At 40.1% G+C, this 26,042-nt stretch carries 21 protein-coding genes; 19 read left to right on the forward strand and 2 right to left on the reverse strand.

From position 1 onward, the window contains the following. Positions 1-91 precede the first annotated feature (91 nt). The 13 genes from BMZ22_RS08245 (at position 92) to cysQ (ending at position 16,283) form a co-directional block, all read left to right on the forward strand. The gene (locus BMZ22_RS08245) at positions 92-985 is read left to right on the forward strand and encodes a MurR/RpiR family transcriptional regulator (RefSeq protein WP_177183391.1); all 894 of its coding nucleotides are present in this window, start codon (positions 92-94) and stop codon (positions 983-985) included. A 1,137-nt stretch (positions 986-2,122) separates the two neighbouring features. Next, positions 2,123-3,772 carry an amidohydrolase gene (locus BMZ22_RS08250; RefSeq protein WP_090084216.1) on the forward strand — a complete coding sequence of 550 codons (1,650 nt, stop codon included), beginning with the start codon at positions 2,123-2,125 and terminating at the stop codon, positions 3,770-3,772. A gap of 28 nt (positions 3,773-3,800) precedes the next feature. Further along, positions 3,801-5,399 carry an ABC transporter substrate-binding protein gene (locus BMZ22_RS08255; RefSeq protein ID WP_090084219.1) on the forward strand — a complete coding sequence of 533 codons (1,599 nt, stop codon included), beginning with the start codon at positions 3,801-3,803 and terminating at the stop codon, positions 5,397-5,399. 78 nt (positions 5,400-5,477) lie between these two features. Beyond that, positions 5,478-6,428, forward strand: coding sequence for an ABC transporter permease (locus tag BMZ22_RS08260; RefSeq protein WP_090084221.1), 951 nt, complete (start codon positions 5,478-5,480; stop codon positions 6,426-6,428). 13 nt (positions 6,429-6,441) lie between these two features. Next, positions 6,442-7,326, forward strand: coding sequence for an ABC transporter permease (locus BMZ22_RS08265; protein ID WP_090084224.1), 885 nt, complete (start codon positions 6,442-6,444; stop codon positions 7,324-7,326). A 33-nt stretch (positions 7,327-7,359) separates the two neighbouring features. Further along, positions 7,360-8,376, forward strand: coding sequence for an ABC transporter ATP-binding protein (locus BMZ22_RS08270; RefSeq protein WP_090084226.1), 1,017 nt, complete (start codon positions 7,360-7,362; stop codon positions 8,374-8,376). Next, complete coding sequence (locus BMZ22_RS08275) at positions 8,357-9,340, forward strand: ABC transporter ATP-binding protein (protein ID WP_090084228.1); 984 nt, start codon at positions 8,357-8,359, stop codon at positions 9,338-9,340. Before BMZ22_RS08270 ends, BMZ22_RS08275 begins: the two co-directional genes overlap by 20 nt. A gap of 351 nt (positions 9,341-9,691) precedes the next feature. Then, a complete protein-coding gene (locus tag BMZ22_RS08280; protein WP_090084231.1) occupies positions 9,692-10,264 on the forward strand; it encodes a sigma-70 family RNA polymerase sigma factor in 573 nt (190 codons plus the stop codon). Positions 10,265-10,504: 240 nt separating this feature from the next. Further along, positions 10,505-11,452 carry a DnaD domain-containing protein gene (locus BMZ22_RS08285; RefSeq protein WP_090084234.1) on the forward strand — a complete coding sequence of 316 codons (948 nt, stop codon included), beginning with the start codon at positions 10,505-10,507 and terminating at the stop codon, positions 11,450-11,452. Positions 11,453-11,835: 383 nt separating this feature from the next. After that, positions 11,836-12,987 carry a sulfate adenylyltransferase gene (gene sat / locus BMZ22_RS08290; protein WP_090084236.1) on the forward strand — a complete coding sequence of 384 codons (1,152 nt, stop codon included), beginning with the start codon at positions 11,836-11,838 and terminating at the stop codon, positions 12,985-12,987. Between the two features lie 60 nt (positions 12,988-13,047). Next, on the forward strand, positions 13,048-14,826 hold the full coding sequence (locus BMZ22_RS08295; RefSeq protein WP_090084239.1) for an SLC13 family permease: 1,779 nt from the start codon (positions 13,048-13,050) through the stop codon (positions 14,824-14,826). A 51-nt stretch (positions 14,827-14,877) separates the two neighbouring features. Further along, positions 14,878-15,480, forward strand: a complete 603-nt coding sequence (cysC, locus tag BMZ22_RS08300) for an adenylyl-sulfate kinase (protein WP_090084241.1) — start codon at positions 14,878-14,880, stop codon at positions 15,478-15,480. After that, the gene (gene cysQ, locus BMZ22_RS08305) at positions 15,480-16,283 is read left to right on the forward strand and encodes a 3'(2'),5'-bisphosphate nucleotidase CysQ (RefSeq protein WP_090084243.1); all 804 of its coding nucleotides are present in this window, start codon (positions 15,480-15,482) and stop codon (positions 16,281-16,283) included. Before cysC ends, cysQ begins: the two co-directional genes overlap by 1 nt. A 991-nt stretch (positions 16,284-17,274) precedes the next feature. Here the strand turns inward: cysQ and BMZ22_RS08315 are convergent. Next, positions 17,275-17,949, reverse strand: a complete 675-nt coding sequence (locus BMZ22_RS08315) for an AroM family protein (RefSeq protein ID WP_090084248.1) — start codon at positions 17,947-17,949, stop codon at positions 17,275-17,277. Positions 17,950-18,006: 57 nt separating this feature from the next. Further along, complete coding sequence (locus BMZ22_RS08320; RefSeq protein ID WP_090084251.1) at positions 18,007-19,623, reverse strand: ABC transporter substrate-binding protein; 1,617 nt, start codon at positions 19,621-19,623, stop codon at positions 18,007-18,009. A 241-nt stretch (positions 19,624-19,864) separates the two neighbouring features. On the opposite strand from BMZ22_RS08320, the gene BMZ22_RS08325 reads away from it, so the two are divergent. From BMZ22_RS08325 to BMZ22_RS08350, 6 genes are read left to right on the forward strand one after another with little or no spacing between them, the layout of a single operon-like run. Further along, positions 19,865-20,827, forward strand: a complete 963-nt coding sequence (locus BMZ22_RS08325) for an ABC transporter permease (protein WP_090084253.1) — start codon at positions 19,865-19,867, stop codon at positions 20,825-20,827. Between the two features lie 4 nt (positions 20,828-20,831). Further along, a complete protein-coding gene (locus BMZ22_RS08330) occupies positions 20,832-21,725 on the forward strand; it encodes an ABC transporter permease (RefSeq protein WP_177183392.1) in 894 nt (297 codons plus the stop codon). A 15-nt stretch (positions 21,726-21,740) separates the two neighbouring features. Next, positions 21,741-22,772: an ABC transporter ATP-binding protein gene (locus BMZ22_RS08335; RefSeq protein WP_090084259.1), complete on the forward strand. Its 1,032-nt coding sequence runs from the start codon at positions 21,741-21,743 to the stop codon at positions 22,770-22,772. Beyond that, positions 22,750-23,718 carry an ABC transporter ATP-binding protein gene (locus BMZ22_RS08340; protein ID WP_090084262.1) on the forward strand — a complete coding sequence of 323 codons (969 nt, stop codon included), beginning with the start codon at positions 22,750-22,752 and terminating at the stop codon, positions 23,716-23,718. Before BMZ22_RS08335 ends, BMZ22_RS08340 begins: the two co-directional genes overlap by 23 nt. Positions 23,719-23,734: 16 nt before the next feature. Continuing rightward, entirely contained in the window at positions 23,735-24,679 is a 945-nt protein-coding gene (locus BMZ22_RS08345) for a DUF1177 domain-containing protein (protein WP_090084264.1), read from the forward strand. Positions 24,680-24,694: 15 nt separating this feature from the next. After that, positions 24,695-25,969, forward strand: coding sequence for a M20 family metallopeptidase (locus BMZ22_RS08350; protein WP_090084267.1), 1,275 nt, complete (start codon positions 24,695-24,697; stop codon positions 25,967-25,969). Positions 25,970-26,042: the final 73 nt, after the last annotated feature.

Below are 26,042 nucleotides of genomic sequence, written 5' to 3' on the forward strand. Positions count from 1 at the left end.
TGTTAATGTTAGTATGGGTTTAAGCTACTGATTCGTAATGTGTTTGAGAAAAAATTTGATAAGCACGGTTGGGAAAGGAATGATATTGAAGATGGAAGAACTATCAAACGATTTCAATGATACTGTTATAGGAAAATTGATACGTGTGAAAGAAGAATTACCTCGTAAGCAAAAAATGCTAGCCAATTACATAATTGAAAATTCTGAACAAATTGGCATTATGACTGCAAAAGAATTGGCTGATAAAGCTAATGTAGGAACTACAACAGTTATGCGTTTAACTAATAGACTGAATTATAATAGTTTTAACGTTTTAAAAAAAGACTTATATAATGCATCTCTTAATTATGGGTTAACAACTTGGTGGCATTTGAAAAAATCTTTTGAGAACGATCAACCAACTAACAATACAGTTGGACACGTGTGGGAAGAGGTTATAACTTTATTAGAAAAAACTCTTAGCGAAGCTTTTTATTTTAATTTTAACAAAACAATAAATCTTATGCTCGAATCGAGCAGAATTAATATATTAGGGCTTCGGTCTTCAAAAATAGCTGCTAATTATCTTGGATTTTTACTAGAAGAGTTTTCGCCGAAAATAAACCAAATTAGTAATGATGCTGAGTTTTTGTATGATCGATTATTACAAATAAATAAAGGCGAGATATTAATAATTTTTGGGCATTCCCCTTTTGCTGTTCAAAGTGTTGAAGCAGCAAAATATTGTTATGAGAATGGAATTCAAGTAATACTTATTACAGATTTAATGTCTTCCCCGATTACTCAATATTCATCTATCTTATTGAATGTAAAAGCAAGTAGCAAGCAATATTCTATTGTGCCAACTATTACTCTAATTGAAGCGCTTGTTATTGAATATGGTAGACGAACTTCAGATCATTCCATAGAACATCTGGATAAATTAGGAAGGCTATTAAACGAAAAAAATATTACTACATCGCAAAATCTGAAATTTAAATTATGAATCTCTCGATTAAAACTTTTGTGAACAATTAAGGATGGTTACCGGACTACAAACATGATCGTAGTCGCCCCTGAAATAAAACATCCGCCCCCTGTTGATTCCCATTTGTATTCGTCCGCTGAACCCGGGTGCGTCAGTGGAAATAAAGAGAGCCATCATAATCACATTTTTATGCCAATCAAAATAGAGAAACAAAACGGTTTCTTTAATGCCGTCATTGAACGGACTAGGGATTAAGGGCAGGGCCTGGATCGGATTAAAATGTTCCTCTATCGCTTTTCAGCAGGAACAAAAGCATTCTTCACAAGGACAATCATGGCATCACGCACTTCAAATGGATCGAAAAACCAAAAATTCCACAGCAACTTGGACTTAAACCTTGACCTTGAATACAGGAAGTGAATAATTTTTAAAAGCGTGCGTTATGGACGTTTATTTGTGCTGGGTTAACTCAAGGAATGTATGTATTCCTTGAATACAGTTTTAATATGGTATAGTTGATAATAATTTCTCTCTTATAATTAAGGTTTTGGCAGAACTCCTGCATTGCACCTATTTATAAGAATTTTCTATATCTTTTATTATTGAAAATCACTATTATTAAAGATCTTTGCACAATGTTCTGTTCATTCTTGACTTTTACTTAATAATTTATGTAACGTTAGTAAAACCCCTGCTGTTACAGAGGGCTGAGCTTCGGACATCCCCCAAATGATTTTGTAATATCTCATGGAGCTGAATAAGAAGTTTGCTGAGGGGCTGTTTTCCAGCAATCACTCTTTTTGGAATATTTGAAGAACATTTTAGGAATAATTATTCTTTTTCAGTGAAAAGGCGGTTTACAAAATTCCTTCTGTGTGATAGCTTATTAAATAACAAAAAAATTTTGAAAAATACAGGTGAGGTGGTTAAATAGAATGCTTTTAAAGGGTTAGTAAGCGCTAAGTATCGATAGTGTTTTTCAGAAAAAATACAAAAATATTATCTTTAGTACCAAAAATATGAAGATATTTTGGGCAATAATGTAAGCGTTGTCGTAAATGGAGAAAATAGTTATCTTGCAGTGGTGCCGGCCCAGCTAGGTTTACAATTTAGATTTAATGCGTGACTTTAATTGGAGAAAGAAAGAGGTTTGAAATGAGCAAATTTGATCTTATCATGATTAACGGGAATATTTTGACGCTTGATGACCACGATACGATAGCGGGGTCGGTAGCTGTGAAAAATGGCTGTATAACAGAAATTTGGCCCCAAAGAAACCCCCCTATCGACATAGCGAAGTTATCGGATGAAACAGAAGTTATCGATTTAAAAGGCGATACACTGATTCCTGGTTTTATTGATACCCATAACCATATTTTACAATTTTCACAACTCCAAGGGAAAGTAAATTGTAGTAGCCCATTGAATAAAAATATTAATGATATCTTGAGTAATTTGGCAAGTAAAGTTGCTGAGACACCTAAAGGGGAATGGGTAACAGGGTTTGGTTATGATGACACATTATTAGAAGATTACCGTCATCCTGAAAGGAAAGATTTAGATAAGGTATCGCCAGAACACCCAGTTATGATTCAACATATTAGCGGGCACATAGAAGTCGTAAATTCAAAGGCAATAGAGCTAGCTGGTATTTCAGAAAGTACGCCGGTTAGTAAAGGTGGGAGTTTTGGGTTTGACAATAAAGGCATTTTAAACGGTGTGTTATATGAAAGACCTGCAATTGATTATATCTATGCTATTCTTCCGAAAGATACAGAGGAAACATTGATAAAAAAAATGGAAAAAGCATCTAAACATTATTTATCACAAGGAATTACTACTAATACAGATGCAGGTGTAGGGACCACCCTAGGTGAAATCGAGTTTGATATTCATGTCAAAGCCGCTCAACAAGGTGTTAATCCAATAAGAACTCGTCTCATGATATTCCATACATTGTTGAGGGAAAATGCTAAATTTGGAAATTATACTGCGGAAGAACTAGATGTCTATATAAAGGAACAGACAAATGAATTAATAGAGTTAGATAGTGCAAAATTATTTCAGGACGGCTCTATTCAAGGATTAACAGGGGCTTTACGAAAACCTTATCATTGCGATTCGTCTATTTTTGGTGAATTAATGTTCGATCAGGAGCAATTCAATGAGGAGGTACTAGCACTCCATAAAAGAGGTTTTCGAATTGCTGTACATGGAAATGGGGACAGAGCAATTGGCTCCATACTGGAGGCTTATGATAAAGCGTTACAAAGATATCCTAAAAAAGATCATAGACATAGAATTGAACACGCTCAAACTGCGACAAATGAAGATTTAGATAAAATACAAGAGCTAGGTGTTGCTGCTTCATTCTTTATTAACCATGTGTATTATTGGGGAGACAGACATAAAAATATTTTTTTGGGTGAGGACCGTGCGAATAGGATGAATCCGTTATCCGAAGCGGTGGGAAGAAATCTTCTTTTTACATTACACTCGGATTGTCCTATTACACCGATTTCTCCCCTGTTTTCCATATGGACAGCTGTAAATCGGGTGACAAGAGAAGGACGATTGTTAGGAGCAAATCAACGTTGCGATGTAAAAACAGCTTTGAAAGCAATGACGATATACGGTGCGAAACTTAACTTCTCTCAAGAACGGACAGGTAGTATAGAAGTAGGAAAATATGCAGATTTTGCAGTGTTAGACAGAGATCCCATTCAAGTGGATCCGATGGAAATTAAAAATATTAACGTGTTAAAAACCATTATTGGTGGAAAAATGGTTTTCGAAAAATTTTAAAAACAATCAGTTTAAAGGAGGCTTTTAAATGTTTGGCGCCTACAAAAGAATTATCGTAGTATTATCGTTAATTTTGCTCATTTTATTGGCAGCCTGTAATGGTTCAAATGAGAGTTCAGGAAGCACATCAAATGAACCAGGTGCGGCGGGGGATGGTGCTGAAGATGCTACGTCTGCATTAAATATAGCAATGGGGGCTCAGCCACCTAATCTCGATCCTCATATGTCCGCTACAATTGCAACACGTGACGTGGGTAAACAAATCTATGAAACACTTATAACTGTTGATGAGGAATATAATCAAGTGCCTATGCTTGCTGAGTCAGTTCAACAAAGTGAAGATGGCAAAACATATACATTTAATTTAAGGGAAGGAATAATGTTTCATAATGGGAAAGAAATGACTTCGGAAGATGTTGTAGCGTCCATGGAACGTTGGTTAGAATACAATGATTCGGCACAAATGTTTCTAGATGAAGCAGAATTTAAAGCTGAAGACACGTATAAGGTAACATTAGAGGTTGCTACCCCATCCATTTTTATACTAGCAACACTAGGGACTACAACTCAGATACCTGCAATCATGCCTAAGGAAGTTGTTGATTCGACTCCCGAAAGTGGTGTTACGGAGCATATTGGCACAGGCCCCTTTAAATTTGAAGAGTGGAAACAAGATCAATATATCCATCTAAGTAAATATGAAGACTATCAATCGTTGGATAGTGAACCAAACGGCCTTTCAGGAAAAAAAGAGGTTTTTATTAAAGATGTTTATTTTCAAATAGTACCTGATACTTCAACACAAGTGTCTGGCTTGCAAACAGGGCAATATAATTTGTTGCTCGAAGCTCCAAACGATAATTATCAAATGATGTTAGACGACCCTAGTATTGAAACAACGATTAATGATTATGGTCCCTACAGCTTAATTTTCAATAAAAATGCTGGTGTTTTTCAAGATGTAGATATGAGACAGGCTGTTAATGCTGGCATTGATTTTACTGAGATTCTTGAAACATCTTTTGTGCATGAACACATTTATGAGGTAGATTCTAGTTATGTCTCAACAAAGAATGAAAAATGGTATAGCGATGAAGGTAAGGAATATTATAACCAAAATGATCCTGAAAAAGCCAAAAAAATGTTAGCAGAAGCAGGCTACGATGGAGAAGAAGTTAAAATTCTAACAACACGTGATTACCCGCACATTTATAATACCGGAGTGGTACTTGAACAACAATTAGATAATCTTGGGATAAATGTGAGTCTGGAAGTCTATGATTGGGCGACTGCAATTAGTACTCGAAATAATGAGCCAGAAGAATGGGATTTCTTCATTACAGGAGACCAATTTTTTATCACTCCCATTGAGAATTATGTTTATACTCATGATCAATACAGGGATCTAAACAATAGTAAATTAGATGGGTTAATAAGTGACATAAAAAATGCCGAGTCAGAAGAAGATGCTAAAGTTATGTGGGATAAATTACAACAGTACTCATGGGAAAATCTTCCTTTAATTAAAGTTGGTAATTTCAATAAAGTCAGTGCTCTTAACAGCAATGTTATAGGTTACAGATATTTGGACGGTCCAATCTTATGGGGTACAAAAATTGAAAAATAGGTAATAACTTCCGCTCATTTAATTGAGCGGGAAGATAACTATCTATAAATCTATCCTTTTTTCGAAAGGAGAATTTCTTTGAAGGAGTATGTACTAAAACGTATTTTATCATTAATACCTATCTTATTCATTGTATCCCTTGTTGTTTTTTTTATAATTCATATAACCCCAGGGGATCCAGCTTACGTAATGCTAGGAGATACGGCAACAGAAGAGCAAGTTGAAGAATTAAGAGGTCAATTAGGATTGGATAGGCCTATTTATGAGCAATATTTTATATGGATAGGTGGTATCGTTACAGGCAATTTAGGTTATTCCTATTTTATGGATATGTCTGTCACTACGGCATTATTAGAACATCTCAGTCCAACCGCTGCATTAGCTTTATTAGCGGAAATCCTGGCTATTTGTATTGGTATACCTTTTGGCATCCTTGCAGCTAAGAAAAAAGGTTCTTATTTAGATCAGTCACTTATGGGATTTTCTTTATTAGGAATTTCAATCCCTAGTTTCTTATTAGCACTACTTTTAATTTTACTGATTAGTGTGCAATTGCAATGGCTCCCTGTCGCAGGATACGCGCCCATTAGTGAAGGAATTGGAATGCATCTTAAATATTTGATATTACCCGCTATTTCTTTAGGCGTTATGCAAGCTGCTCTAATTGCTCGTATGACACGTTCCTCAATGCTTGATGTTTTAAATGAAAATTATATAAAAACAGCTCTTTCCAAAGGAGCCAAAAATAGAAGTATTGTTTACAAGCATGCTTTACGAAATGCATTCCTTCCAATACTAACTGTTATTGGCCAAACGTTCGGTGTTTTAGTTACGGGTGCAGCAGTGGTTGAGACAGTGTTTAATATACCTGGCCTTGGACAATTAATAATCAATTCGATTGAACGTAGAGATTATTCAACTATACAGGGAGTAATTTTATTTATTACCTTTTCCTATGTAATTATTAATCTACTTATTGATTTGATTTATGGAATAATTGACCCAAGGGTTAGATTATCACAAAAATAAGTGGGGATGTTTTATGGACACAGTTCGTCAGAATGTTAATTTGACAGAGACTAAAAATAATTTAAAAAAGCAGCAAAGACGCTTGTTAATGCGGAAATTTCTTTCAAATAAGCCTGCAGTTACAGGTTTAAGTATAATGTTGTTTTTAATAATTCTATCAACCGTTGGTGCGTGGCTAGTTCAGTACTCTCCGCTGGAAATGGATCCTACTAGTCGTTTAGAGGGTCCTAGTGCTGAACATGTGTTGGGCACAGATAACTTTGGGAGAGATTTGTTATCAAGAGTCATATATGGTTCACAAGTATCGTTAATAGTGGGCTTTTCGGTAGCTCTTATTACATCCGTTTGTGGAATGATTATAGGGTTGTATGCAAGTTACTATAAAAGGTTAGATAATATTTTAATGAGGATATGTGATGGATTAATGTCCTTTCCTGCAATATTGTTGGCAATAGCGATCATGGCAGCATTAGGACCTAGTATAAATAATGTTATTCTAGCGTTAAGTATTGTATATACACCACATATTGCTCGTGTTGTCAGATCCAGTGGAATAGTCGTTAGAAAGCAAACTTATATAGAAGCCATTGAATCTCAAGGTGCTTCTTCAACAAGGGTTATTTGGAAGCGTATGGCGCCAAATACATTATCACCTCTTATCGTACAGTCAACCTTTATATTTGCAAATGCAATTATTATCGAAGCAGCATTAAGTTTCCTTGGTGCGGGTGTTCCCGCGCCTCAACCCAGCTGGGGAAATATTTTGTATGACGGAAAACTGGTAATATTTAATGCATGGTGGATGACAGTATTTCCCGGAATTTGCATTATATTGTCAACTCTTGGATTGAACCTTGCTGGTGATGGATTGAGAGATATTATAGATCCAAATTCTTAACTAAAAAAGGATTGGAATTGAGGAGGATTTCAAATGGGTGATCATAATTTTCTGAAAGTGGAAAATTTAAGTACTCACTTTAAGACTGAGCGTGGAAAAGTAACAGCGGTAGAAGGTATAACATTTGATTTACGTGAGGGCGAAATACTTGGAATTGTGGGAGAATCGGGGTGTGGCAAAAGTGTAACGTCTCAATCCATTCTTAGATTGTTTGATGAAAAACATTTAGCTTCCCATGGGGGAAGGATTCTATTTAAAGGGAAAAATCTATTGGAGTTGTCAAATTCCGAGATGGAAGACATACGAGGAAATGAAATATCAATGATTTTTCAAGATCCTTTGAGTTCATTAAACCCTGTATTTACAGTGGGCCAACAAATAACAGAAGCAATCCTTCTACATCAAAAGCTATCAAGGAAGGAAGCCTTTAATCAAGCTATAGAGATGCTTAAGTTAACTGGTATACCTGCACCTGAAAAGAGAATTAATGAGTATCCTCATGAACTTTCGGGAGGGATGAGGCAACGTGTAATGATTGCTATGGCTCTAGCATGTAAGCCAAGCCTTTTAATTGCAGATGAGCCTACTACTGCTTTAGATGTAACAATTCAAGCGCAAATTTTGGAATTAATGCTTGACTTGAAGAAAGAATCAAATATGGGGATTATTTTTATCACCCATGATCTAGGTGTAGTTGCTGAAACATGTACACGAGTAGCGGTAATGTACTTGGGGCAGGTGGTTGAAGAAACGGATATTGACAGTCTTTTTGAAAAACCCTTGCATCCTTATACGAAAGGGTTATTAAAGTCTATACCTAAAATTGATGGTGATCGAAATCGAAAATTGAATGAAGTAGAAGGGACAGTTCCATCATTAAATAATATTCCTAAGGGATGCCGATTTTCTACAAGATGCAAATTTGCTGATGAGAAGTGCAGACAACAGATGCCAGAGTTAGAAAGTCATAATGACACACATAAAGTAAGGTGTTGGCATTATAAAGAAATTCTAGAAAGAGGTGATCAATTTGCAACCACAAGTAACTGAAAAAAAACCCCTTCTTAATGTAAAAGGTCTCAAAAAATATTTTCCTGTTAAAACGCCCCTTGGAAGAACTGTAGAGCATGTAAAAGCAGTAAATGATGTATCATTTAAATTATTTGAAGGAGAGACATACGGATTAGTTGGCGAATCAGGATGTGGTAAAAGTACAACAGGAAGGACAATCCTCGGGTTGGATAATCCTACAGAAGGAGAATTGCTTTATAAAGACCAAAATATTCTTGATGACCCAAAAAAATCCTTTGTCAAACTCAAAAAAGATTTTCAAATGGTCTTTCAAGATCCTTTTTCATCTCTCAATCCACGCCAAAGAATTGGCAGTATCTTAGAAGAACCGTTGATTATACACAATATAGCATCTAAACAAAAGAGAATGGATATGGTGATGGAAATTCTTCATAAGGTAGGACTTTCTAGTGATAATTACTACCATTATCCACATGAATTCTCTGGAGGACAGCGTCAAAGAATTGGTATTGCGCGAGCTTTAATTATAAATCCAAAAATAATTATTTGTGATGAACCTGTTTCTGCATTAGACGTCTCCACCCAATCTCAAATTATTAATTTAATGCAGGAGCTTCAAAAAGAGTATAAATTAACATATTTATTCATTGCTCATGATATTAGTGTTGTTCGTCATATTTCGGATCGGATTGGAGTAATGTACTTAGGGAAAATTGTTGAAGAAGCAGAAACTGAAGATTTAATTTCTAATCCTTCCCACCCTTATTCGCAGGCATTGTTATCAGCAGTACCATTACCTGAACCAAGTATAAAAAAAGAGCGCATTATATTAAAAGGGGACATCCCATCCCCCTTGAACCCTCCCTCAGGATGTTTTTTTCATACTAGATGTCCTATAGCAGAAGACATTTGTTCCGAAAAGGTACCGGTTCGTAAAGAAATTAGGCCAAACCATTTTGTTTCTTGTCATTTAGTAGATTAAATTAAATTATAGAGGTGCCTGTCACGTCACGATTTTTTCATTTTATATCGAACGAAATTAGTGTGTAGGAGCCACTGGTTCGGATAGAGCTGGTGGCTCTTTTTATATTTGGTCAAAAACGGCATCATTTTCCCCAACCCCAATCTGATAAAAAATATTTTTAAAATTCTACTATTCCCCTTTACTTTATCGAACAATTGTTCTATATTAAAGATACGATAATTATTGTCACAAACTCCCAGAAGGTTGCAGAAATTCTTTTACTTTTTATGCCACCAAATCAGCTTTCGAAACGATAGTAATTATAAGAGATGTTCTATTAATCGATGCTAAATGAGGGGAGATTTTTAAATGGGGGAAGATAGCGTTACGTTTGAAGAGATTTTTAAGCAGAATGAAAGAAGGATTCATTACCATATTCACAAGCTGAACATAAGAGACCCGCATCAGGAGTTTTACTCAGAAGGTTTGGTTGCCATGTGGAATGCCTATGAGAAATATCAGCCGGACAAAGGCCCGATGGCGACCTATTTTAACTTTATCATCCGTAACCGTATGATCGACATGATTCGCAAGCGTCAAAAAGAACAGGAAACTGTAACGAAATACAAAGCGGAACATAAAACGGTTGCGGAAGACGGCAATTATTATCGCTACAACGACCGTGCCGCGTTGGTTTTGAATGTGGCCGAATCTGCCAGCACCCTGGAGAATGAAGCGTTTTGGCAAGACGTGCGCAGCCAGCTCTCGGAAAACCAATGGAAATGGGTGAGATTTTTCATAATAGAGGATATGTCTGTAAAAGATATCGCAGCACAGGAAGGCGTCTCGGCCGAGGCAGTAAAAAGCTGGGGAAAAGAAGTCAGACGCAAACTGCGGGGGACAGAGGGACGTGATCGCCGTCCCCCTTTGCCAGGAGGGTAAGGGGATCTCTCAATAGCATTGTTGGGGTCTGTCCCCGGGCCTCCCGTATTTTATCGAACACCATATACGCATCAGCTGTCGGTTCAGTACCGGCGGCTCTTTTTTTAATGAAAAACTTTTTTCATAAATTTTTTCCCATTTTCACACCCCCTAATCGTTATCGATTTCGATAATAGCTATGAGGGGGGTCTATTAATGATTTCTCTTGATTTGTATACATAAAATGGGAGGATGAACTGAGTGAATTACATAAAAGAGATCAATGCGTTTTATGATGCCCTTGAATGCAACCCGTTGTCCGCATCGGCCGTTACGCTGTGGCACGCGCTGATGCACATTAATAATAAAGCGATGTGGAAAGCGTCATTTACCGTTGCGGGACCGGTTTTGCGGTTAAAGTCGGGGCTGACTGAGAGTTCATTTAAGCGCGCCAGAACAGAATTGAAAGAAAAAGGCTACATTGACTACGAATCCCGGGGGAACGGCCAGGCACCAACGTATCGAATGGTTGGCCTGTCGCAGGGCAGGATGTATGATGCAAATTTTCATGCGGACGAAGCGGAAAGCCACTGTGACGATTTGCATGCGGACCAACAGGTGAATCAGGGCGTGGACCAAGCGGTGAGCGGCGGTGCGACCCAACACATGAACCGGGAAGTGGACCACAATGTGGACCGGAGCGCGGCCCCATTAGTTAAACAAAAGAAAGACAAAACAAAACGAAACGATACAAAACAATTAATGGCTACAGCAGACAACGAGACTTCAGCGGATATTTTTGCGTTTTATCAAAATAACTTTGGTCCTGTCAGTCCCTATGTGACCGATGCATTGCTGAATTGGGTGCGTGACGTCGGTGAGGCGCTTGTGCTCGACGCGATGAAGCGGGCGCTGGATCGGGATAAGCGAAACTGGGGCTATGTCAGAGCAATTCTGCAGGACTGGGCAGCCAAAGGCATCACCAGCGTGGAAGCCGTACAGGCCGAAGAAGCAGCCTTTCGCCGAAACAGGCAGCATCGGCCGAGTAGGGAGGGGACTGTCCCCCGGGAAGTAGTACCCGAATGGTTTAAAGAACAGAAACGGGAAGAAAAGCTAAAGCGGGAAGCGAAAAAAACCGAAGTACCGACGCGAAGTCCAGAGTCCGATCAGGAATTCGACCGGTTGTTGGCGAGTTTTCGGAGCGGATGATGGGGCTTCCTGGTTTTTAGTATTTTCCGGATGTGTCATATAAGGTTTGTGAGCTTTTCAGGTGGTTATACAAAAATTTTAAATTTGTCATATTCAGAAGGGAAACAGCCTTTTCTGTCGAATATATATTAAAGAGGGCACTAACTCAGGTTGTTATAAAACTATATTACATACGCAAACAGAGCACAGAGAGTGTTTAAGCCCTCATGAATTACAGGGAAGGACAGAAAAGAAGTTATATGACACAACCAATAAAATCGTTCTCGCTTTATCGTTAGTTCCCATCGTTGCCAAGTGATTGTAGGAATCTTTTAACATAGATTTCGTCAATAACTGATGATATACTACAATAGGAAATAAACTAGAATTCGGAGGGTTTACGTATGGTCAATCAACCACATGGCGGCAGATTAATCAGCCGTGAGTTAACGGGGAAGGAACGTGACGAGGCAATCAGGAATGCTGAACAGCTTCAGTCGCTGACGGTCAATTCCTGGGTTGTTTCGGATATTGAACTGATTGGGATTGGCGGTTTCAGCCCACTGACAGGCTTTATGGGACAGGCAGACTATGAAAGTGTTGTCGAAAACACACGTCTGGCCGATGGCACAATCTGGAGTATTCCGATTACACTGCCGGTTACTGAAGCCCAGGCAGAGACGTTTAATATCGGTGAACAGATTGCGCTTAAAGGCGAAGACGGCATTATTTATGGAACGATCGCGCTCGAGGAAAAATATACATATGATCAGGAAAAGGAAGCGCAGAATGTTTATGGCACAACGGATGACGGGCATCCCGGCGTGAAGAAAGTCTATGAGAAAGGCAATGTCTATCTTGGCGGAGCGATAACGCTCTTGAACCGTCCGGACCACAGCCAGTTTGAAGCTTACTACATGGATCCGGCTGAGACGCGTCAAATGTTTGACGATGCTGGTTGGAAAACGATCGTTGGTTTTCAGACACGTAATCCGGTTCACCGGGCGCATGAACATATCCAGAAAACGGCGCTGGAAGCAGTTGATGGTTTGCTGTTGAACCCGCTTGTCGGGGAAACGAAGTCTGATGACATCCCTGCCGATGTCCGGATGGAAAGCTATGAAACGATCCTGAAAAACTATTACGTAAAAGATCGTGTCCGACTGGTCATCTATCCAGCCGCGATGCGTTATGCCGGCCCGAAAGAAGCGATTTTGCATGCGATTGTGCGGAAGAACTATGGCTGCACGCATTTTATTGTCGGGCGCGACCATGCCGGTGTTGGTGATTACTACGGTACGTATGATGCCCAACAGCTGATTGCCCAGTACGAAGAGGAGCTTGGCATTCAGATTTTCAAATTTGAACATGCCTTCTACTGCACGGTTTGTGAGAACATGGCGTCGGCCAAAACGTGCCCGCATGACAAGGAAAATCATGTCCATTTGAGTGGTACTAAGGTACGTGAACTGTTGCGCAACGGCGAACGGCCGCCAAAGGAATTTTCCCGTCCGGAAGTAGCGGATGTGCTGATTAAAGGGATGAAGGAAAACTAACGATTGTAATTTGTGTAACAGGTTTGTCCGTATATAGACTAAAAGGGGATCTGATATCCCATGTCGTTTGAAATGTTGTTTGTGCTGCTGTTGATACTAACCATGCTTGCCGGGCTGATCTTTGAAGTCGCCCGGCCAGACATGGTTATATTTTCAGCTTTGGTCGTACTGCTTCTGAGCGGTATACTGAGCGTTGATGAAGCCCTGAGCGGATTTTCCAATGAAGGTATGATGACGGTGGCGCTGCTCTTCATTGTGGCAGGTGCTGTGCAGAAAAGCGGTCTGATCGATCAGATGATGGGGAAATGGCTCGAGAACAGCCGTAGTCAGACAGGCTCCATGCTGCGTTTTTTTCTGCCGACATCCGCGTTTTCAGCTTTTTTGAACAATACACCGATCGTGGTGACGTTTACGCCGATTATTAAGAAATGGTGTGAAGACCGTGGCATAGCCCCGTCCAAGTTTCTGATCCCGTTATCTTATGCCACTATTTTGGGCGGTACGATTACATTAATGGGAACGTCCACGAATTTGGTTGTCCACGGCTTATTGCTTGATTTCGGCATGGAGGGCTTTTCCTTATTCACGCTCGCTGTCGTCGGGATTCCGGCAGCTCTCATTGGCCTTATCTATTTATTTACGGTTGGTTACCATCTTTTACCGGATAATAAAGGTTTCAGCCAGCAGATTAAGGAAGACTCGAAGGAATATATTGCGGAGATGCAGGTAACGCCAGCGTTTGAACACCTTGATAAAAGCGTTAAAGACGCCGGGTTGCGTGACTTGAAGGGACTTTATCTGATCGAGATTATCCGCGGTGATGACCGCGTATCACCGGTTCGGTCAACGACAGTGATTCAGAACGGTGACCGGCTGATTTTCACCGGGCTGATTTCAACGATTGCCGATCTGCAGAAAATAAAAGGTCTCAAACTGGAAACCGGGACGAATATTGATCTCGATGATTTAAAAAATGGGACGACAAATCTGGTCGAAGCCGTTGTTTCAGACCAGTCATCGCTCCTGACACAGTCGATCAAACAGGCGCAGTTCCGTTCCCAGTATGATGCAGGCGTTATTGCGGTGCATCGGAACAATGAACGGATTCAGAGCAAGGTCGGGGATATTGTGCTGAAGCCCGGGGACTCCCTGCTGCTTCTGGCTGGTGCGGATTTTGTTGATAAATATCAGCAGTCGAATGATTTCTTCGTTGTGTCCTCATTGGATACACCGGCGACCCTGAATCAGAGTCCGGCAAAAGGCTGGTTTTCCATTTTGGTATTGCTTGCCATGATTATAACGGTGACGTTCGGCTGGCTGAGTATGTTTAAGGCGATGGCGCTTACCGTTCTCATCTTTATGGCGGGGAAAATTATTTCACCGCAGGAAGCCAAGAAGTATGTGCATTTCAATGTGCTGCTTTTGATTGCCAGTGCCCTGGGGATTGGTGTCGCGATGCGGAAGACGGGATTAGCTGAATGGATGGCATCCGGCTTGTTGGAAATTGGCGAACCGTTGGGACTCATGGCAATTTTATTTATCATCTATATCCTGACCAATGTGTTCACCGAACTGATCACCAACAGTGCAGCCGCTGTCCTGATGCTGCCAATCGGCCTTGAGATGGCAGAAACACTTGGTTATGCACCAATGGGTTTTGCGGTTGTGATCGCAATTGCTGCTTCGGCAAGCTTCATTACACCGATTGGGTATCAGACGAACCTGATTGTCTATGGCCCCGGCGGTTATAAATTCACCGATTACGTGAAAGTGGGTCTCCCGCTTAGCATCATCGTAATGATCACATCAGTCCTGATTATTTATAATGTATGGTTTTAGCGAGGCAGGATTTAAACGCGCTGTCCCGCATGTTGATAGGAGGAATGAAACATGGCACAATCCAAAAATATTGTATGGCATGACTCAAAAGTGACAAAAGAACATCGCCACGAGCTGAATAACCATAAGAGTGCCGTTATCTGGTTCACCGGTTTGTCCGGTTCCGGCAAGTCAACAATCTCAGTCGAATTGGAGAAAGAATTGTATAACCAGGGCGTACGCACCTATCGTCTGGATGGTGACAATATTCGTCACGGCTTGAATAAAAACCTTGGCTTCAGCCCGGAAGACCGTAAAGAAAACATCCGCCGCATCGGTGAAGTGTCCAAGCTGATGGTAGAGGCCGGCTTGTTTACATTGTCTGCCTTTATTTCCCCGTATCGCGAAGACCGGAATGAGGTGCGCGAGCTGATGGAAGACGGCGAGTTTATCGAGGTATTTGTCGATGCCAGTGTGGCAACATGTGAATCCCGCGATCCAAAAGGGCTATACAAAAAAGCACGCGCCGGTGAAATAAAAGGCTTCACAGGCATTGACGCCCCGTACGAAGCACCGATCAACCCGGAAGTGACGGTGGATACGGACCAGCAAAGCCTTGAAGAGTCAGTCGAGACGATTGTTAAGTATTTAAAAGCGAAAGGATACCTGGCATAATGGCTGACGTGAGCTTGAAGACACTGTTGGATATATCACTGGACGCCGGACGTGAGATTCTGGATGTGTATGAAAAAGATTTTGACGTGGAAACGAAGGCGGATGACTCACCCCTGACAGAAGCTGATCAGCGTGCACATCAGACAATTGTGCGCGGACTGCAGGAAGCGTATCCCGATGTGCCTGTTTTGAGTGAGGAAGGCAGCGATGTGCCATATGAAGATCGAAAGGACTGGCAGCAATTTTTCCTGGTGGATCCGCTTGATGGCACGAAAGAGTTTATTAAAAAAAACGGCGAATTCACGGTTAATATTGCCCTGATCGAGGACGGTTATCCGGTCCTGGGTGTCATTTATGCGCCAGCATTGGATACGTTCTACTTCGGCCGTGCCGAATTGGGTGCGTTTAAGCTTGAAAGTGCCTCCGCGATAGATGTGGCTGATGATGATGCCCTGATGGAGGCCAGTCTACAGTTGCCACTAGTCGAACCGGGCGATGTCGTTAACGTGGTGGCAAGCCGGTCACATATGTCAGAGGAGACCGAGGCATTTATTGAAGGACTGCGTGACGGTGAGCGTGACGTTGATGTGGTATCAGCAGGGAGCTCCCTGAAATTTTGCTTAGTTGCAGAAGGGAACGCCGACTATTATCCGCGCTACGCCCCAACAATGGAATGGGACACTGGTGCCGGCCAGGCGGTCGTCGAGGCATCCGGCGGCCAAGTATTGCGCTATGAGGATAATAAGCGTTTTTATTACAACCGGGAGAATTTGACGAATGGCTGGTTTTTGGTGAAAAGGTAGGTGTCTGAGGGGGACAAGGGGACGTGATCACTGTCCCCCGGGGGGACAAGGGGGACAGTGATCACGTCCCCCGGGGGATGGGCTGGCGCAACGAAACATGTGCCGGTGCAAGCAAGATATGGGCCGGAAGATCAAAGCGAAACTGAGGCTGTGTTAAAGCAATTCTGCTGGACTGGGCAGCCAAAGGCATCACCACCGTGGATTCTGCACAGGCCGAAGAAGCAGCCCTTCGCCGGAACAGGCAGCAGCAGACGGAATGGCGGAGGTCGAGTGGAGAGGTCGCTAGTGGGAGCGGCGATGGTGTGGGTGGCGCCAGTTGGCATGGCGCCGAATCCCGGGGAGTCACACCCGAATGTTTTAAAAAGCGCGATATTGAAAAGAGGCAGAAGCGTGAAGCTAAGAAAGCCGAAGCACCGACGCGAAGTCCAGAAGCCGAGCAGGAGTTCCAGCGTTTGCTGGCGAGTTTTCGGAGCGGGTGATGGGGTGTGTGATGGGGAGCGCCCCCATGGACGTTAACAGGAGCGGGAAGAAGCGTGATATGGGTGCGAACCCGGCAACATGGGCCGGAAACTGTTTATCATGGGCGCAGCCAAACAATATGGGCTTCAGAGCATGAACCCGAAAAAGGCAATATGAAGGTTATATTGATGAGATACTCAATGCAAACGCCCCGAATGAAACCATTTTAAGAAACAGTTACCTTCGTCTTTGAAGAGAACATCACAGCAATTGCCGCGGCAGATGACATGATAGAATGAATTGGGCGCCTTAATTCGCTTTTTTGCGTCCCATCCCTTTCGCCTGTCGAAGAAGATATGGAAGGGGTGGAGACTGTCACTTATGTCAACAGTATCAAATGGATTTAGTGACAGATGTTATATTGTTTTAATTTCAGAAAGCAAAGGGAGTGTATTGCGAAGCGATAGTGCCCGCCGCACGCTTATACACTCCCTAAACAGTAGGTAAAACTTATAGCTGAGAATATTTAGTTTTAATATAATTCAGAAGCGGTCTTGAATACAATATTTCTAGATAACAAAACAGTTTTACTTGAATATTTTTTCACGATATCTTTCATCTTCTCAGTATACCCTATACAATCCAGAATAATTGTATTGATGTTATACTCTTCAAGTTCTTTTGCAGCCTTAATGAACGATAGCTCATCGAATACGTATGGCGAGCTTTCAACACAAATAGCATCAAAGCCTGCAGAATCCCACTTTTTTTCTATTACTTCAAATTGCTTTGCCAATGGCACGATGACGCCAATTTGCCCTTTCTCTCTAAAAATACCTTGCGTAACATGATTTAATAAATAGTCAGGATATATGATAGGAATATGTGATTGAAACAGTTTAAATTCTCCTGTACATGCGAGAATAATTAATTTAACTTGCTTTAGATTAAAGTCATCGATTATTTGTTGAATAATCGGGAGTGTTTTTTCTTTTGCCAGGGTAACTGATGTCCCATCTTTGAGTCTAGAAACAAGTGTACTTTGTCCGGTCTTGGGTTTTATTTGTTCTAAGTCGTTTCTATCAAAATTATCTAATACACCTCTTTGAATAAATTCAACATCAGGTGGAAAAAACGTTTCAATTTCGGGTATTAAATCTGTCCTTGGAGCTTGCCCGATTGTAATAACGCCAATTTGTTTGTTCATTAAAATAACTCCTTTAAAGAAAGAGAAGTAGGTTCAACCCCTACTTCTCTTACCAAATTATTCTTCAAGTGAGATATTTACACCATTCGAGCTTACGATATAAATTGTTCCGTCAGCAGACAGGTTGAATCCTTGAACTTTCGAATTGATACCTGTTGCAATGTCTAAGTTATCAAATTCTATTGTTGCATAATCGTTCATGATCTCCGTAACAGCTTCTTGATATAATTCAGACCGTTCTTCTTGATCAGTTGTTTCTGATATTGCACGGTCTAGTAATTCATCAACTTTTTCGCTATCATATTCTTTACCGTTACCATTAGATCCATGTTGATTAGAGTGGAAACGCGGGTTAAGAAAGAAATATGGATCTGGGTACCAGGACCAGCCGCCAATGTTCATAGGTGCTTTGTTACCCGAAATCGTATCGGTTAAAGTCCCCCATTCAGAAACTTGAATGTTAACATCGATATTTAAATTTTCTTTCATTTGGTTTTGGAAGATTGTTGCATAATCAACACGCGTCTCTAGTACGTAAAGGTCAATTTCAAATCCACCTGCATATTTAGTTTCATCTAAAATGCTTTTCGCTTCTTCAGGGTCATATTCAGCTTTTAAAGATTCAAAAGATTCATCATAACCCCATGAACTTTCAGGTAGAGGTCCATTTGCGACAGTTCCTCCACCCCACTGATGCACGCCTTCAACAATCTCTTCAACATTAGTAGCTTTAGTAATAGCCTCTCTTACTTTAGGGTCAGCAGTAGGGCCTTGCTGATAGTTCATATCAAGGTAGGTGATGGAAAGACCAGGAGTTGATAATAATTCCAGGTTTTCATCTTGTTCGATAATTTCTCTGTTTTGCCCCTTAATGTCAGTAGCAATATCAATATCACCAGACCGTAAAGCATTTGTCATCATGGATTGATCAGAAATAAATTTAAAAGTTACACCATCAAGGTTAGGTTCCTCTCCCCAATAGTCTTCATGCTTAACTAAGTCTACTTGTTGGTCAGTTTGCCAGTCCTCAAGTTTAAATGGCCCTGTTCCGACAAGATGAGCCCCAAATTGGTCGCCCCAGCCCTCAACTTCTTCTTTCGGTACAATAATGTTACCGGGATCAGTCAACATTGCTAGTAATGCCGAATTCGGCTCTTCCAAGTGAATAATTACTTCATGATCACCGGAAACTTCTACACTTTCGACACCATCTAAACGATTTTGTGCCGAGTTCTCTGCTGAACGCTCTAAACTGAATTTAACATCTTCAGCTGTCATTTTTTTCCCGTCTTGATATTCCCCTGCTTGAAAGTAGACATCGTCTCTTAATTTGAATGTATAGGACATCATATCATCTGCAGGTTCCCATTCCGTTGCCAGTGAGGGAACAAAATTTTGCAATTCTTTGTCGTATACAATTAACGTGTCAGCGATGGAACGCATAATTTGAGATTCATATTTTCCTGTGTAAAGGGTAGGATCCAGGGTTGCCGCATTTGATGATAAACCGATGTTCAATACGCCACCACTAGAACCATTGCTTTCTCCTGATGCTTCTCCGCTACTATCAGTCTCTGCGTCAGAATCGGCTCCTGACGAACAGGCGACTAATACCATGGATATAAAACCAAAGACAATAACAAAAAGCACTAACTTCCAATTATTTTTCTTCATTGAATACCCCTTTCAAATAATTTGATTCATATAATGACACAACAATTCAAATAATGAATATATATTAAAATACCACAAAAGTTAATAAAGTGTAAATGTTTTTTTGGCAAAGTAGAAAAAAATATAAATTTTTTCATTTTTAATTATATTTATATTTACATAGATAATAAATCATGGTACCATTCATTTTAATTCATATAGTAAAACAGCGATTCAAATAATGGGTCAAGGAGGGAGTTTTTTGCAAGCGTTTCTTATAAGAAGAATTTTACAATTAATACCGACATTATTTATTGTTTCGGTGATTGTTTTCTTGATAACTCGGATTCTGCCTGGGAACCCAGCAGCGGTTATGCTCGGGCCACAAGCTAGTGCTGAAGACATAGCGGCATACTCTGAGAAACTAGGGCTCAATGATCCAATGTACCAACAATTTTTCGATTATTTAGTCAGCTTAATCACATTAGATTTTGGCAACTCGCTTTCCTATAATCAACCAATTATTGATTTAATTTTGGAACGTTTTCCTAATACGATTGTCTTGGCAATTAGTGCATTAATTATCGCAACGATTATTGGTGTGCCGGCTGGTATTATTGCAGCTAAGAAACAGAACACTATTGTAGATTATTCAGTTACCACACTGTCTTTGATAGGGGTTTCGATGCCAATTTTTTGGCTAGGGGTAATGTTAGTATTATATTTCAGTGTTAATTTGGGCTGGCTTCCGGCAACCGGTATGGGGTCACTTGAGAACGGCTTTTGGGATTTTCTGAGTCATCTTATTTTACCGAGTTTAGCGTTAGCGACAATACCTACAGCTCAATTTGCAAGAATAATACGGTCCAGCATGTTAGAAACTATTTCTCAAGATTACATTAAAACTGCTCGTTCAAAAGGTTTAAAAGAATCTATAGTTACTTATAAACATGCATTTAAAAATGCTTTAACACCTTTAATAACGGTAATGGGGTTGCAATTTTCCATGTTGTTAGGTGGAGCTGTATTAACCGAAACGATTTTTAGTTGGCCTGGTATGGGTTTATTAATTATAGATGCGATTGAAAAACGGGACTTTGTTGTTGTTCAAAGCACAGTTATTTTTATTGCGGTTATTTATGTCGTTATCAACTTAATTGTAGATATTCTATATAAAGTTGTTAACCCGAAGGTAAACTTAGACTCCAATAATGGAGGTGCATAGTGAGATGGATACTGCTGAATCGATTGAACAGGCAAAAGAACTTCAATATCAAAAAGCTAAAAAAGAACAATCCTTTCTGCGTAAGTTGTTAAGAAATAGATTTGCAGCGTTAGGTTTATTGGTTATATTTCTATTAATCTTAACAGCTATTTTTGCCCCCTTTATTGCCACACATGACCCTTACGCTATGAACACGGCAAAAAGTTTGTTAAACGCAGGTGAATCTGGACATCTTTTAGGTACCGATAGTTATGGACGTGATATATTCAGTCGTATCATATACGGATCACGTATATCGTTAATCGTTGGAATATCAGCTGTGTTATTTGGCGCCATATTCGGTTCGTTTTTAGGTTTGATTTCAGGTTACTTTGGCGGAAAAACTGATACGGTTATCATGCGATTTATGGACGGTATGATGGCGTTTCCTTTCATCTTATTGGCTATCGTCTTAATGACTGTTTTAGGCCAGGGTTTAGTTAACGTTATTATCGCGATCGGCATTTCAAATATTCCAGGATTTGCAAGAGTGGTTAGAGGTCAAGTATTAACTGTAAAGGAAATGGAGTATATTGAAGTGACCAGGTCATTAGGGGCGAAGCATGGAAGAATTATACTTAGGCATATCGTTCCCAATAGTATTGCCCCATTGATAGTTTATGCAACCATGGGTATTGCCGGAGCCATTATATCAGAAGCATCCTTAAGTTTCTTAGGTTTAGGTGTTCAACCTCCCACTGCTTCATGGGGGAGTATGTTGCAGGAAGGAAAAGATTATCTTGTACTGAGCCCGGAATTAGCAACTTTCTCAGGGTTAGCAATACTAATTATTGTGCTTGGTATTAACCTGTTCGGCGATGGATTAAGGGACGCGCTTGATCCTAAGATGAAGTTATAGTTAGGTGGTGAAGGTATGTCTGAACAATTATTAAGTGTACAAGGTGTACAAGTCGAATTTAAATCAGGATCAATTATTACGAAAGCTGTAAATGGGGTCAGTTTTAACCTGGGGGAGAATGAAAGTTTAGGAATTGTGGGTGAATCCGGCTCCGGTAAAAGTGTTACAGCAACTTCCCTGCTTCGTCTAATTCCTAACCCTCCAGGTAAAATCACCAATGGAAAGGTTATTTTTAAAGATAAAAATTTATTAGAGCTTTCGAATGAACAAATAAGAAAGATTCGCGGAAATGAAATTTCGATGATTTTTCAAGATCCGTCTACAAGCTTAAACCCTGTGTTTAAAGTAGGGGATCAAATAATTGAATCAATTCGAACGCATAAAAATATCTCAAAAAAAGAAGCAAGAAAAAAAGCAATAGAAATGCTTGATTTAGTGGGTATTCCAGCGCCGGAGAAAAGGATTAATATGTATCCGCATGAATTTTCCGGGGGGATGCGCCAAAGGGTCATGATTGCAATAGCATTATCATGTGATCCTAAACTATTAATTGCGGATGAACCTACTACTGCATTAGATGTAACAGTCCAAGCTCAAATTCTTAACTTAATGAAAGATTTACAAGAACAACTCAACATGTCGATTATTATGATTACTCATGATTTAGGGGTTGTTTGGGAAACGTGTGATAAAGTTCTTGTCATGTATGCAGGTAAAGTTGTCGAGTCCGGAAGTGTGAAAGAAGTATATGAAAATCCGTTGCATCCCTATACGTGGGGTCTATTGGATTCTCAAATTACGGAATCACATGATAGTTTATCACCGCTGGCAACTATACCCGGCAGTCCCCCGGACTTGAGCCATGAAATTAAAGGCTGTCCCTTTGCGGACCGTTGCCCATTTGCTCAAGAACTCTGTTACGAGAAAGCCCCCGAGTTAAAGGAACCTATCGAGGGACATGCAGTCGCCTGTCATTTCCAAACTGAGGAGCATAAATTAGAGCGAAGGGAGGATGTATACTTCAATGGAACCACTGCTAGAAGTTAAAGACTTAAAAAAGTACTTTCCAGTAGCTAATAATGCCCCATTTAAAAAGTCTACTCAAAGTGTAAAAGCTGTAGATGGTGTGAATTTCAATGTCTATCCGGGAGAAACTTTGGGAGTTGTTGGAGAATCAGGATGTGGCAAATCAACGATGGCCCGTCTTGTTAATCAGTTGATTAAACCAACTGATGGGGTTGTCAATTTTAAAAAAGAAAATTTAATTGGCATGGATTCAAATACTTTGAGAAGTACGCGAAAAAAAATTCAAATGATTTTTCAGGACCCATACGCGTCTCTTGATCCCCGAATTAAGGTGGAGGAATTAATAGCAGAGCCCTTAGCTATTCATAAAGTGGGTAACAAAGAAAGTAGAAGAGCCCGTGTCGAAGAGTTGCTTGAAATTGTCGGACTTAATAAGCGCTTTGCTGACCGTTATCCTCATGAATTTTCCGGGGGACAACGACAACGTATAAATATTGCAAGAGCCTTAACTTTAAATCCCGAACTCATCATATGTGATGAGCCTGTTTCAGCTTTAGATGTGTCGGTACAAGCACAAGTCATTAATCTTTTAAAGAAACTGCAAGATGAGTTTAACTTAACTTATATTTTTATTTCACATGATTTAAATGTTGTCCGTTACATGTGCGACCGTATCGCGGTTATGTATTTAGGAAAAATTGTAGAAGTTGGGACCTATGAGGAAATATACTCGAACCCTCAACATCCATATACGAAAGCATTGTTCTCTGCGGTGCCTAAAGAGAGTCCATTTGAAGATAAAGAACGGGTTATTTTAAAAGGGACCGTACCCAGCCCGTTGAATCCGCCTTCAGGGTGCAGCTTTCACGAACGGTGCCCGGTGGCGATTGATATGTGCCAATCTCAAGAGCCTGAAGTAGTGACCGCAAGTAATAAACATCAAGCTTCTTGCCATTTAGTTAACTAACTTAGGAGGAATTGAAATGTCGTTAAAGCACGTTCTAGAAATGTTTGAATTAATGGATGATATAACAGTTACGGGAGAAACAGTTAAAGAATACCTATCACAGATTAGTAATAATGGGGAAATTGACGTTCGTACCATTGAAGGTGAAAAAGGAAAAACAGATTTTGTTAAGGTACATATTCCAGGAAAAAATGGCAAATCTAACGGCGGCAATGCGTCGACACTTGGAATAATTGGGCGTTTAGGTGGGATAGGAGCTCGTCCGGAAATGGTAGGTTTCGTTTCAGATGGTGATGGGGCACTGTCGAGTATGGCAGCGGCTGCCAAGTTACTGGATATGACTAATAAGGGTGACCAATTAGAAGGTGATGTGATATTGACGACCCATATTTGTCCCGTCGCCCCTACGCAACCACATGAACCTGTACCTTTTATGGACTCTCCAGTGGACATTTTAACGATGAATCAATATGAAGTGGATAACGAAATGGATGCAATCCTCTCAATTGATACAACAAAAGGTAATCAAATTATAAATCACCGGGGTTTTGCAATCACGCCGACAGTTAAAGAAGGTTATATCTTAAAAGTAAGCGATGATCTGCTTCATATTTATACACAATCAGTTGGTCAGCTTCCCGTAACAATGCCAATTACAATGCAGGATATCACTCCATACGGAAATGATATTTATCATGTTAATAGTATTCTTCAACCTTCAGTAGCAACAGATAAGCCGGTTGTAGGTATAGCAATTACGACTGAAACAGCTGTTGCAGGGTGTGGTACAGGTGCCAGCCGCCCGACAGATATCGAGGAAGTCGTCCGTTACTGTATTGAAACAGCAAAATTTTATGGCGAATCAAAATGTGAATTTTACAATGAAAAAGAATTTAATCATTTAGAAGCATTATATGGTAAGATGACACATTTGCAACAATCAGTAAAGCCAGTTAATTAAGGAGTTGTTTTTAATATGTCCACAAAAAATGAACTAAAAGATCGTTTAATCAAAGAAGTAGAAAATGATAAAGATGAATTAATAGAATTATGCAGTCGATTGATCAAGATTCCGAGTGAAAACCCGCCAGGTGATTCAACAGAAATAACCACATTTATTGACCAATATTTGAAAAATGCAGGAGCCGAAACAACTTGGCATGAATCTGCTGAAAAAATGTATAATTTAGTTTCGACAATTGGTGATGAAGGAGGAGATGGGAAACACTTAATTTATTGCGGTCATTCAGACGTAGTGCCAACAGGCGATCCCGCAAAGTGGGATTTCAATCCTATTTCAGGTGAAATTGTAGATGGTTGGTTGCTTGGAAGAGGTGCCAGTGATATGAAAGCTGGTTTAGGTGGTCTCATTTATACATTTGCGCTTTTGAAAAGACTCAACATTGATCTTCCTGGTAAATTGTCACTAGCGGTAGTTCCAGATGAGGAAACTGGTGGGGAGTATGGTGTTCCATGGCTATTGGAAAATCAAATTATTGATGGAAATGGCTGCTTGATTGCAGAACCTTCATCTCGCTACAATCCTACAATCGGCCAAAAGGGTTCATATTGGTTTAAATTAAAAGTGTTTGGTGAACCAGGTCACGGAAGTTTGTCACCACTAGCAGGCAATAATGCAATTACAAATATGATAGATGCGATAAATGAAGTCCGTAAGTTGTGGGATTTAAATATTGAGGTTCCTAGCGAAGTACAACCTTTAATAGATAAATCCAAAAAATATATGCGCGAAGTAGAAAAAGACCGAGCGCCCTTTCAGAAAGTCTTGGAGCATGTGACGGTAAATATCGGAAAAATCCAAGGCGGTACAAAATCTAACATGATTCCTGAAAGTTGTGAAGTAGAAGTTGATTGTAGACTTCCATTTGGTATCACACAAGACGATGTGACTGCATTTTTACATGAAAAGCTCGATGCGTTAGGAATTGATTATGAGATCAGCCGATTTGGGTTCCGCAGTGATGCGAACTACACAAGTGCGGAAGATCCAGTATGTAAATCGATTGTCGACAATATTACATACGCAACAGGTCATGAAGCATATGGTGTCATGCAATGGGCCAGCAGTGATGCACGACATTTCAGGAATCACAATATCCCCGTTCTTCAATATGGACCAGCTTACTTACCTAGTATTCATGGGTATAACGAAAAAGTTAAAGTAGAGGATATTGAGAGATGCTGTAAAGTATACATTGCTGCAGTTATTGACTATCTATATGAGAGATAAGTTATTATTAATAAAGGTACAGGTGTTTGTATTACCAAACACCTGTATCAATTACAAAGTTAAACCAGGGGTA

The sequence above is a fragment of the Lentibacillus persicus genome (assembly GCF_900112705.1).
Classification (GTDB): Bacteria; Bacillota; Bacilli; order Bacillales; family Amphibacillaceae; genus Lentibacillus; species Lentibacillus persicus.

Bases quoted from the DNA above. Each gene is read 5' to 3' on its own strand.
- BMZ22_RS08315 (WP_090084248.1), bottom strand. From the start codon at position 17,949: ATGAACAAACAAATTGGCGTTATTACAATCGGGCAAGCTCCAAGGACA.
- BMZ22_RS08295 (WP_090084239.1), top strand. From the start codon at position 13,048: ATGTCGTTTGAAATGTTGTTTGTGCTGCTGTTGATACTAACCATGCTT.
- BMZ22_RS08340 (WP_090084262.1), top strand. From the start codon at position 22,750: ATGGAACCACTGCTAGAAGTTAAAGACTTAAAAAAGTACTTTCCAGTA.
- BMZ22_RS08270 (WP_090084226.1), top strand. From the start codon at position 7,360: ATGGGTGATCATAATTTTCTGAAAGTGGAAAATTTAAGTACTCACTTT.
- BMZ22_RS08335 (WP_090084259.1), top strand. From the start codon at position 21,741: ATGTCTGAACAATTATTAAGTGTACAAGGTGTACAAGTCGAATTTAAA.
- cysC (WP_090084241.1), top strand. From the start codon at position 14,878: ATGGCACAATCCAAAAATATTGTATGGCATGACTCAAAAGTGACAAAA.
- BMZ22_RS08280 (WP_090084231.1), top strand. From the start codon at position 9,692: ATGGGGGAAGATAGCGTTACGTTTGAAGAGATTTTTAAGCAGAATGAA.
- BMZ22_RS08330 (WP_177183392.1), top strand. From the start codon at position 20,832: ATGGATACTGCTGAATCGATTGAACAGGCAAAAGAACTTCAATATCAA.
- BMZ22_RS08255 (WP_090084219.1), top strand. From the start codon at position 3,801: ATGTTTGGCGCCTACAAAAGAATTATCGTAGTATTATCGTTAATTTTG.
- sat (WP_090084236.1), top strand. From the start codon at position 11,836: ATGGTCAATCAACCACATGGCGGCAGATTAATCAGCCGTGAGTTAACG.
- BMZ22_RS08245 (WP_177183391.1), top strand. From the start codon at position 92: ATGGAAGAACTATCAAACGATTTCAATGATACTGTTATAGGAAAATTG.
- BMZ22_RS08250 (WP_090084216.1), top strand. From the start codon at position 2,123: ATGAGCAAATTTGATCTTATCATGATTAACGGGAATATTTTGACGCTT.
- BMZ22_RS08320 (WP_090084251.1), bottom strand. From the start codon at position 19,623: ATGAAGAAAAATAATTGGAAGTTAGTGCTTTTTGTTATTGTCTTTGGT.
- BMZ22_RS08265 (WP_090084224.1), top strand. From the start codon at position 6,442: ATGGACACAGTTCGTCAGAATGTTAATTTGACAGAGACTAAAAATAAT.
- cysQ (WP_090084243.1), top strand. From the start codon at position 15,480: ATGGCTGACGTGAGCTTGAAGACACTGTTGGATATATCACTGGACGCC.
- BMZ22_RS08345 (WP_090084264.1), top strand. From the start codon at position 23,735: ATGTCGTTAAAGCACGTTCTAGAAATGTTTGAATTAATGGATGATATA.
- BMZ22_RS08350 (WP_090084267.1), top strand. From the start codon at position 24,695: ATGTCCACAAAAAATGAACTAAAAGATCGTTTAATCAAAGAAGTAGAA.